Origin of the sequence: Achromobacter sp. Marseille-Q4962, from assembly GCF_943737005.1 — a bacterium.
In the GTDB taxonomy this organism is placed as follows: domain Bacteria; phylum Pseudomonadota; class Gammaproteobacteria; order Burkholderiales; family Burkholderiaceae_B; genus Achromobacter.
Map to the genome: position 1 here is coordinate 80,836 of NZ_CALSFU010000019.1, position 10,082 is coordinate 90,917.

The 10,082-nt window shown below is 70.2% G+C and carries 8 protein-coding genes; all 8 read right to left on the bottom strand.

What is annotated here, in order from left to right:
* Positions 1-35 precede the first annotated feature (35 nt).
* The 8 genes from mtgA to NGJ44_RS17390 all read right to left on the bottom strand — a co-directional run bounded on the left by mtgA (position 36) and on the right by NGJ44_RS17390 (position 10,015).
* The gene (gene mtgA / locus NGJ44_RS17355; protein WP_251864708.1) at positions 36-779 is read right to left on the bottom strand and encodes a monofunctional biosynthetic peptidoglycan transglycosylase; all 744 of its coding nucleotides are present in this window, start codon (positions 777-779) and stop codon (positions 36-38) included.
* A 3-nt stretch (positions 780-782) separates the two neighbouring features.
* Positions 783-1,646, bottom strand: coding sequence for a shikimate dehydrogenase (gene aroE / locus NGJ44_RS17360; RefSeq protein ID WP_251864709.1), 864 nt, complete (start codon positions 1,644-1,646; stop codon positions 783-785).
* Complete coding sequence (locus tag NGJ44_RS17365) at positions 1,643-2,551, bottom strand: TonB family protein (RefSeq protein ID WP_251864710.1); 909 nt, start codon at positions 2,549-2,551, stop codon at positions 1,643-1,645. Before NGJ44_RS17365 ends, aroE begins: the two co-directional genes overlap by 4 nt.
* Before the next feature lie 76 nt (positions 2,552-2,627).
* Positions 2,628-3,722 (bottom strand): ABC transporter ATP-binding protein, encoded by a 1,095-nt coding sequence (locus tag NGJ44_RS17370; RefSeq protein ID WP_251864711.1) that lies wholly within the window; start codon positions 3,720-3,722, stop codon positions 2,628-2,630.
* Entirely contained in the window at positions 3,715-5,493 is a 1,779-nt protein-coding gene (locus tag NGJ44_RS17375; RefSeq protein ID WP_053246456.1) for an ABC transporter permease, read from the bottom strand. The genes NGJ44_RS17370 and NGJ44_RS17375 overlap by 8 nt, the downstream gene beginning before the upstream one ends.
* 102 nt (positions 5,494-5,595) lie before the next feature.
* Positions 5,596-6,693, bottom strand: a complete 1,098-nt coding sequence (locus NGJ44_RS17380; RefSeq protein ID WP_251864712.1) for an ABC transporter substrate-binding protein — start codon at positions 6,691-6,693, stop codon at positions 5,596-5,598.
* 183 nt (positions 6,694-6,876) lie between these two features.
* Complete coding sequence (locus tag NGJ44_RS17385) at positions 6,877-9,357, bottom strand: sensor histidine kinase (RefSeq protein ID WP_251864713.1); 2,481 nt, start codon at positions 9,355-9,357, stop codon at positions 6,877-6,879.
* The gene (locus NGJ44_RS17390) at positions 9,344-10,015 is read right to left on the bottom strand and encodes a response regulator transcription factor (RefSeq protein ID WP_053246718.1); all 672 of its coding nucleotides are present in this window, start codon (positions 10,013-10,015) and stop codon (positions 9,344-9,346) included. Before NGJ44_RS17390 ends, NGJ44_RS17385 begins: the two co-directional genes overlap by 14 nt.
* Between the last annotated feature and the right edge of the window lie 67 nt (positions 10,016-10,082).

Consider the following 10,082-nt stretch of genomic DNA (forward strand, 5'->3'; position numbering starts at 1 on the left):
GGGCGGACATTCGCCGCCCGCCGGGCCGGCGCCGCTCAGGGAATCTCCACCAGCCGCATGCGCCGGGTGAGCGTGGAGACGCGGGAATTCAGGTAGCGGGTGTTGCGGTGGCTGTCGTAGAAGCGCGGGTTGGGCAGCATGGCGGCCAGGCGGGCGGCCTGGCTGGCGCCCAGCCGGGACGCGGGCATCTTGTAATAATGCTGCGCCGCCGCCTCGGCGCCGAAGACGCCTTCGCCCCATTCGGCCACGTTCAGGTACAGCTCCAGGATGCGCTCCTTGGTCATGACGTGTTCCAGCATGTAGGTCAGCACCAGCTCCTGTCCTTTGCGCAGGTAGCTGCGGGAGCTGGACAGGAACAGGTTCTTGGCGAGCTGCTGGGTGATGGTGGAGCCGCCGCGCACCTTGCCGCTGCCCTTGGCCTCCTGGCGCTGGTTGTACTCCCAGGCCTTGCGGATGGCGTCCCATTCCACGCCGTCGTGCTCGATGAAGTTGGAGTCTTCCGAGGCGACCACGGCGCGCTTGAGGTTGTCGCTGATCCGGTCGTAGGGCACCCACTGGTACTTCAGCTGGATGGCGGGATTGGTTTCGCGCAGGCGCGACAGCTCCTCGCGCATGATGGCGCTGCTGCCCGGATCCTGGTAGCGGTACCAGACTACCTGGGCGAACAGCCAGAACTGGTAGAGCAGCACGGCGCAGGCCAGCGCCATCAGCAGGCCGGTGACGATGCGGAACCACGAGCGCCCGCCCCTGGCGGACCGCCCCCTGGCGCGCGGCGCCATGCCTCAGCGCCCCGACGCCAGCGCCTCGCGCAGCGCCGCCAGGACCGGCGCGGGGTCGGGCCGCACGCCGTGCCAGATGTGGAAGCTCTCGGCGGCCTGGCCCACCAGCATGCCCAGGCCGTCGGCGGCCAGCGCCGCGCCGTCGGCCTCGGCCTGCCGCATGAAGGGGGTGGGCCGGGCCCCGTACATCATGTCGTAGGCCGCCGCGCCGGGCGCGTACAGCCCGCCGGGCAGCCCGGGGGCCGCATCCTGCAGGCCGCTGGCCGTGGCGTTGATGACCAGGTTCCAGCCGCCGGGCCGGGCGGCGTCGTCCAGGCCGCCCGCGCTCACTTCGGTGAAAAGTCCGGCATCCGCGGCCGCCCAGGCGGCCGCCAGCTCCGCCGCGCGCGCCGCGGTGCGGTTGACGATGCGGATGCGCGCGCAGCCCGCCTGCGCCAGCGGCAGCAGCACGCCGCGCGCCGCGCCGCCCGCGCCCACCAGCAGCACCGAGGCGCCGTCGAGGGCGACGCCGAGCCGCAGCAGGTCGCCTACCAGCCCCACGCCGTCGGTATTGCAGCCGTGCCAGGCGCCGCCGCGCCAGGTCAGGGTGTTGACCGCCCCGGCCAGCCGCGCCCGGTCGGACAGCCGCGCGCCGCAAAGCCTGTACGCCTCTTGCTTGAAAGGCACCGTCACGTTCATGCCCTGGCCGCCTTCCGCCGCGAAGGCGGCCGCCGCCGCGGCAAAGCCGTCCACCGGAGCCAGCAGGCGCTCGTAGCGCAGCGGCCGGCCGGTCTGGCGGGAGAACATCTCGTGGATCTGAGGCGAGCGGCTGTGCGCGATGGGGTTGCCGATGACGGCATAGCGGGCGGGAGGGGACGCCTCGGTCATGGGGCTTCGGTTTCCAGAGTGTCGTTGATGAAATGCCAGGTGCGGGTGATGACCAGCTCGTCGGTGTCGCGCGCGATGTCGGGCGGGAAGGGCGGGAAGGGGGCGGCCAGTTGTACGATGCGCCGCGCCGCCTGGTTGAGCACCGCGTGCGGCGAGGGCTGGTCGATCTCGACGCCGCCGATGCTGCCGTCGCTGCGCACGGTGACGGTGATGCGCAGCGAGCCGTAGATGCGTCCCCGGGCCTCGTCGGGATAGTTGCGCGTGCCGATGGCTTCGATGCGGCTGCGCCAGGCGTCCAGGTAGGCGGCATAGCGCGACGCCTCGGCGGACGGGGCGACGAACTGCTTGCGCGGCTCGGCGCTGTATTGCCGCACGCGGGCGGCCAGCGCGGCGACCTGGGCGTTCTGGATCACGCTGGCCTGGTCCTGCGCGTCGTTGCCGGGCTCGCTGCCCTCGGGCCAGGGATTGACCGCCGGCCGCTCCACGCCCGCCTTGTCGGCCGAACGCAGCTGGGTCATGAGGCGCGCCTGTTCGGCTTCGAGCTGCATCTGGCGCTGGCGCGTGGCTTCCAGCACGATGGTTTCGGCAGACTGGCCGGTGCGGGGCAGCGGCGTGGAAGCCATCCCCTGCGAGGCGTTGCCGCCGCCCGTCATGGCGTTCTGCGCGATGACGCGGGGGGCATCGGGGGGCGTTTCGCTGCGCGCGTTCAGCAGCACCACCTCCAGGCCGGCGGCCGGCGGCCGCTGCCACGCGGGCGCGCCAAAGCGCCACGCCAGCGCAGCGGCGTGCACCAGCAGCGAGATCGCCAGGCCGATACGCAGGTAGTGCTGGGCGGGCTCGCCCAGCCACCGCAGGCAGGCGCCCAGCGCGGAGGGAGTGTCAGCATGGATACGCACGAGACGCATTGTAGAGCGACTCCCTTCGCGCCGCGCGCGGACGCGGACTCTGTAACAGCTCCGCCCGCAACGGCGGCCGTCCTTGTCAGCGGGCGGCCGTCTCGCGCGGGAACACCCACACCTTGTCGGCCGGCAGCGCCAGCCGGCAGGGACCCGGCTCGCGGCCTTCCGCGCCGTAGGCGCGCAGGGCCAGGGAGCGCGCCAGGTCGTCGCCGGGCGTGCGGAACAGGTATTCCCAGCGGTCGCCCAGGTACATGCTGGTCAGCAGCGGCATGTCGAGGTGGTTGCCGTCAGGGTCGTCGGCCAGCCTCACCTGCTCCACCCGGATCACGGCGGTGGCGTCCTGGCCCGCGACCACGCCGGCGCTGGCCCGGCCCCACAGCGCCCAGCCCGCGCCCTCGATGCGGGCGCGGCCGTCGCGCACTTCGGCGACCCGGCCGTCCAGGCGGTTGTTGCTGCCCATGAACTCGGCCGTGAACAGGGTGGCGGGCGAGCCGTACATTTCCTGCGGCGTGCCCTGCTGCTCGATCTTCCCGTTGTTCAGGAGCAGGATGCGGTCGGATATGGCCATGGCCTCGCTCTGGTCGTGCGTCACCATGAGCGCGGACAGGCCCAGGCGGATGATGAGCTCGCGCAGGAAGGCGCGCGCTTCCTCGCGCAGCTTGGCGTCCAGGTTGGAGAGGGGCTCGTCCAGCAGGATGACGGGGGGGCTGTAGACCAGGGCGCGGCCGATGGCCACGCGCTGCTGCTGGCCGCCCGAGAGCTGGTGCGGATGGCGCGCGCCCAGCGCGCCCAGGCCGAGCTGGTTCAGCACGTTCTGCACGCGCTCGCGCACTTCGGACGAGGGCGTCTTGCGCAGCCTGAGCGGATAGGCCACGTTGTCGAACACGGTCTTGTGCGGCCAGAGCGCGTACGACTGGAACACCAGGCCCAGGTTGCGGTCCTCGGCGGGCACTTCGCGGCCGGCCGCGCCGTCGTAGACGGTGCGCTCGCCGATGGCGATGCGCCCGCGCTTGGGGGCCTCCAGGCCCGCCACGGCGCGCAGCAGCGTGGTCTTGCCGCTGCCCGACGGCCCCAGCAGGGAAACCACCTCGCCCTGGCGCAACTGCATCGACACGCCCTTGAGCACGGGGTTGTCGCCGTAATCCAGGTGCAGGTCTTCGACGGAAAGCTCAATCATGAAGTTTGACTCCGAATCGCAGGGCAATGCCCAGGCCGATCACGACCAGAACGATATTGATGAAGGAAAGCGCGGCCACGATGTCGATGGCGCCCGAGGCCCACAGCGACACCAGCATGGAGCCGATAGTCTCGGTGCCGGGCGACAGCAGGTACACACCGGTCGAATATTCGCGCTCGAAGATCAGGAACATCAGCAGCCACGACCCGATCAGCCCGTATTTGGCCAGCGGCACGGTCACATGCCGCGTGACCTGGCCGCTGCGCGCGCCGGCGCTGCGGGCCGCCTCTTCCAGCTCGGGCCCCACCTGCAGCAGGGTGGAGGAGATCAGGCGCAGGCCGTAGGCCATCCAGACCACCGTGTAGGCCAGCCAGACGCTGAAGATGGTGCTGCGCACCGCGCGCAGCCATTCCACGACGTTGTCGCGCAGCCACTCGGCAAAAGGCAGGGCCGAGAGCCAGCCGCCTTCGTCCACGTCCAGAGCGTTGTCCAGCCACATCGGCACGAACAGGAACACCCACAGGAAGGCCAGGCCCGCCAGCAGCCCGGGCACGGCGCGCGGCACCAGCACGCTGTAATCGAGAAAGCGCGTCACGTTGTCCTGCTTGCGGTGCATGGCCAGCCCGACGAACAGGTAGCAGAGCACGGCCAGCGCGCCGCCGAACACGCCGATGGCCACCGAGTTGACGATGGCGCGGATCAGGTTGGGCTGGGCGAACACATTGCGGAACGCATCCAGCGAGAGCACATCCCAGAGCGATACGCCCATGCCCCAGTTGGACACGAAGGCCCGCAGCAGCACGCCCAGCAGGGGCACCACCACGGCCACCAGCAGCCACAGGCCCACCACCGCGCCGGCCGCCCAGCGCCACTTGCCCAGCGGCAGCGGGCGGGCGCGCGACGCCTTGCCCTTGACCGTGACGAAGCGGTTGGCGGTGCGCATCAGCCGGCGCTGCAGCATGACGAGCGGCACGGTCATGCAGATCAGCACCACCGCGACGGCGGCCATCAGGTGATACGAGGGAATGCCCAGCTTGTTGGTCAGTTTGTACAGATAGGTGGCCAGCACCAGGTTGCCTTCCGGGTCGCCCAGCACGAGCACCAGGCCGAACACTTCCAGCCCGAGGAAGAACAGCAGCACCGTGGCGTACAGCATGGCCGGGCGCACCATGGGCAGGCTGACCGACACCATGACGCGCAGCGGCGACGCGCCCGAGACGCGCGCGGCCTCTTCCACGTCGGAGCCCATGCTGCGCAGCGCCGACGAAATATAAAGGTATGCGTGAGGCACGTGCGTGAGGCCGGCGATGATGACGATGCTGGCCAGCGAGTAGACGTTCCAGGGCACGAAGCCCAGCACGCTCTGCACCCAGGTCGAGAAAAAGCCCACCGGCCCCGCGGCCACCACGTAGCCGAAGCCCAGCACCATGGGCGAGACGAATACGGGCACCAGGATCAGCGGCTCGATCCAGCGCCGTCCGGGCAGGTCGGTGCGGATCATGAGAAAGGCCAGCATGCCGCCCAGCGGGATGGCGATGGCGGCCAGCCCGAAAGCCAGGATGAAGCCGCTCCTGAGCGCCTTGTAGAAATCGGGGTCCGCGAAGATGAAGCGGAACGCGTCCAGGCCGAAGCTCTTGGACGGCTGGAAGAACGGCGCCGACAGAAAGCTCTGGATGATGATGAACGACAGCGGCGCGTAGATCGCCAGCGCCGCGATCAGCACCACCACGCCGCGCGGCAGCGACTGCCATTTTCTGCGCATGGACTGCATGGGAAATCCTGTGGTCTGGGTAAATCGCGCCGGGGCGGGGCCGCCGGCCCCGCCCCCCTTGCACCGGGCGGGCCTGCCTGCCCCACGCCGGCGCGGGGCGTATCACTTGCCTGCGGCCGCGCGCCACTGCTTGATGAATTCCAGGCGCTTGTTCTGCTCCAGGTACTCCAGCAGCGATTCGTTCACGGGAATCGGCTTGAGCGCCTTGCCCAGCTTCTTGGTCATGCCGTCCACGTCGTTGTCGCCCTCGATGTCGTCGCGCACCGAAGCGAGGTCGGCCTGGTTGGCCATGATTTCCTGGCCCTTCCTGGAGAGCAGGTAATCCATCCAGAGCTTGGCGGCGTTCTTGTTCTTGGCCTTCTTGCTGATGAAGGCCACGCGCGACAGCACCAGCGTGTAGTCCGTGGGATAGGAAACGCCCAGCGAGGGGTCTTTCTTGGCCCGCGTCTCGGCATAGGAGCCCAGGATGTTGTAGCCCACCAGGTTCTCGCCCGAGGATACGCGCTCCATCATGGTGCCGGTGGAAGACTGCACCACCAGGCCGCCCTTGGCGACGTTCTTGAGCGTGTCGAAGTAGTGGGGATCGTTGGCCTTGTCCTGCACCGCCAGCATGAAGCCCACGGCAGACTTCTCGATGTCGTAGGTGGTGACCTTGTTCTTGAACTTGTCCGGCTGGCTGGCGATGAGCTTGCCCAGCGCCTCGTGGGTGGTCGGCACCTCGTTCTGCGGGATCAGGCGCTTGTTATAGATGAACACCGCGGGTTCGTAGGTGGTGCCGTAGGCGCGTTCCTTCCAGACGGACCAGGCCGGCAGCTTCGGCGTTTCGGGCGACTTGTACTGCAGCGAGTAGTCGGTGGCCAGCTTCAGCGCCGAATCCATGGACGAGCTCCACACCACGTCGCCGCTGCCGCCGCCGGCGGCCTGCTCGCTGATGTAGCGGTTGTACAGCTCGGTGCTGTTCATGTCGTTGTACTCGACCTTGATGCCGGGGTACATGGCCTCGAAGCCCTGGATGATGGGGCCGGCCGCCTTGGTGTCGGTGGTCGAGTAGATGACGACCTTGCCTTCTTTCTTGGCGCCGTCGATGATCTTCTGATAATCGGCAGGATAGCCGGCGGGCACTGGTTGCGCATAGGCGGCGCCGGCGGCAAGGGCGAATGCGGCGGCGCAGGCGGCCGCCAGTCTGGAATGGGCAAGCATGGATCTCGTCTCCGAATAGGGTCAGTGGCGGACGCTCGCGGCCCGCTTGCCAGCCATCTTAGGAGCCCCCGTCTGTCGCCGTCCTGTCATCCCGCATTCCTCTCCTAGGGGAAATCCCGCAATCCCTTCCCGGAAAAAACGGACTCCGCCCCGCCAAGTCGGGCGCCGAAGGCGCTGGGGGGCCTACCTCGGCGTATCCGTAACCAGCCGGATCCAGTTCTGCACGAAGCGCGAATGCCGGCGCTGGTCCAGGCCGACGAGCAGGGCCGGGCTCAGCACCACGGGCTGCACGATGCCTTGCGAGCGGGCCAGCACCGCCTCCGAGGTCCAGCGGCCGGGCGTGTCTTCCATGATGGAGCCCAGCGCGGCGTGGCTGGACGCCACCTGCTGCCCGGCGGGCGAGAGCAGCCAGTCCACCAGCGCGTGCGCCAGTTGCGGATGCGGCGCATGGCGGGCGATGAGCACCGAGCGCGCCAGCACCAGCACATAGTCCTGCGGAAACACCACGCCGATGCGCGCGCCCGCGGCCTGGCGCGACAGCGCGTAGGAACCCAGGACGTTGTAGCCCAGGTCGAGCTCGTCGCGCTCGATGGCGTCCAGGATCTCGGCGCTGGTGGCCGACAGGCGCACGCCGACCTTGCCGAAGGCATTGGCCAGCCCCCAGAAATTGGAGGACACCAGCTCGTCCTGCTCGGCCATCAGGTAGCCCACGCTGCTGGTAGCGATGTCATAGGTGCCGACGCGTCCATGCAGCCGGACCTGATCCTGTTCCAGGCTGCGCAGCAGATCCTGGCGCGAGCGCGGCACGGTGTCTTCGGTGTAGCGGCGCGGGTTGTAGACGATCACGGCCGGCTCGAAAGTGAAACCATATACTTCGTGGCGCCACACGGCCCAGGAAGGCAGCCGCGCCGCCATCGGCGAGGCGTAGCTTTGCGCGTAGCCGTCGTTGGCCAGCCGGATCTGCAGGTCGGACGCCGAGCTCATCAGCACGTCCACGTCTTCGAGCCGGCCGGCGACGGCCGCCTCGTAGAGCTCGCGGCTGCCCATCTCGCGGTACTGCACCGACACGTCGGGGTGCTGCGCCTGGAAGCCCAGGATCAGCGGCGCCACCACCGGGGTATCGGTGGGGCCGGCCACGACCAGCCTGCGCGCCGAGGGCTGCGGCGCGGGGTACTCCGTGACCGGCCCGGCCGCCCCGCCGGCCGCCCGCGCCGGCGCGGGCGTCGAAAGGCCGGCGGCCAGCGCCAACGCCAGCGCCGCGCCGGCCGCCAGCGAGCGGCCCGCCTGGCGCCGCGCCAGCGGCAGGATCACCCGAGCCGACAGCCCGCCGCCGGGGCGGTCCTGCAGCCACAGCGCGCCGCCATGCGCCGCCGCCACCGAGCGCACGATGGCCAGGCCCAGTCCGGAACCCGGCTGCGCCTGCCCGGCGCGCCCGCGCGCGAAACGCTGCTGCACCGCGTCTTTCTCGTCGTCGGCGATGCCCGGGCCTCGGTCGGACACCGTGAGCGCCACGCGGCCGCCCGCCACGGGCGTGGCCTGGATGTCCACCGGCCCGTCCGGCGCGTAGCGCAGCGCGTTGTCCACCAGGTTGCGCAGCATCTCGCGCAGCGCCACCCGGTCGCCGGCGACGCGGGCGCGGCGCACCTCGGGCGCGATGGCGATGCGCAGCCGCTGCGCGTCCAGCGGGCCGATGTGGCGGCGCGCCTCGTTGATCGTCTCGGCCACGCCCACGAGCGTGCGCGCGCCCTTGCCCAGCCGGTGCGTGATGGTGGCGTCCATCAGGAGCTGGTTGATGAGCTGGCTGGCGTGGGTGGCGTTCTGGTGAATGCGCGCCACGCGCTCGTGCAGGCGGTCCGCATCGGTTTCTTCCAGCGCCACTTCCGCCTGCGCCCGCAGCGACGCGAGCGGCGTGCGGACCTGGTGCGCCGCGTCGGCCACCAGGGTGTTGAGCGTGTCCATCATGCCGGCCAGCCGTTGCATGAAGGCGTTGAGCGCCTCCACCAGCCGCCGCACTTCGCGCGGCACGGGCGCCGCCAGCGGCGCCAGGTCGTCGGGCGCGCGGCGGCGCAGCTCGCGCTCCACCCCCGCCAGCGGCGCGAATGCGCGCTGCACGCCGAACCACAGCAGGCCCAGCGCCACCAGCGCCAGCCCCACCAGCGGCAGCAGGCTGCGCTGCAGAATCTCCCCGGCCAGCGCCTGGCGCGAGCCCAGGGTCTCGGCCACGCGCACCGTCACCCAGCCCGCGTGCCGGCTGGCCGACACCAGGCGGCCCACCGTGGCCACGCGCACCGGTTCGTCGTGATAGCGCAGGTAGGCGAACACCGGCGTGGCCGATTGCGCCAGCGGCAGGCCGGGCGCCAGGTCGCCATAGCCCGTGATGAGGCTGCCGTTGGAGGCGCGCGCCTCGTAGAACACCCGCTCGCTGCCCGAGAGCATGGCCAGCGAGGAAACCGGCGGTTCCACGGTAATGGAGTTGTCCTCGATCTGCACCGAGCCGGCGATGGTGAGCGCGGACGCCGCCAGCAGCCGGTCGAACGCCTGTTCGGCGGCCCGGCGCGCATAGTCGTGCAGGAAGAACACCGTGGCCGCCAGCGCGCAGGCCAGCAGCGCCACCCCCAGCGCGAAGACGCGCCGCCGGATGGAGAAGGATTCAGCCCGGCTCATGGCTGCGCGCCTGATAGCCGACGCCGCGCACGGTAATGATGTCCACGGTGCTGCCCGCCAGCTTCTTGCGCAGGCGGGAGATCAGCAGTTCCAGCGCGTTGAGCGAGCCGTCGTCCAGGTCGAAGAGCTGGTTCATGAGGCGCTCCTTGGCCACGGTCTGGCCCTGCCGGCCGAGCAGGATTTCGAGCAGCCGGAACTCACGGCGGCCCAGGTCCACGTGCTGCGCGCCGATGCTGGCGGTGCGCGCGGCCAGGTCCAGGCTCAGGTTGCCGTAGACCGCCACGCTGCTGGTCTGGCCGGCCGGGCGGCGCAGCAAGGCGCGCAGCCGCGCCTCGAGTTCGCGCAGATCGAAGGGCTTGACCAGGTAGTCGTCGGCGCCCAGGTCCAGCATGTCGATCTTGTCTTCGATTTCGGCGCGCGCGGTCACGACCAGCACGGGCGCGTCCATGCCGGCGGCGCGCAGTTCGCGGATCAGGGTGAAGCCGTCCTTGCCGGGCAGATTGATGTCCAGCACCAGCGCGTCCCAGTCTTCGTCCAGCGCCCAGCGCAGCGCCTCCGAGCCGTCGCGCAGCCATTGCACGCTGTGGCCGGCGCGGCGCAGCTTGCTTTCCACGGCGTCGCCCAGGTCGAGGTTGTCCTCGACCAGCAGAATGCGCATCTCGCTCCTCCGGTGTCGTTGTGGTTTTGGAGAGGAGTTTAAGGGGTATGGGATGGGGTGGGGGAAG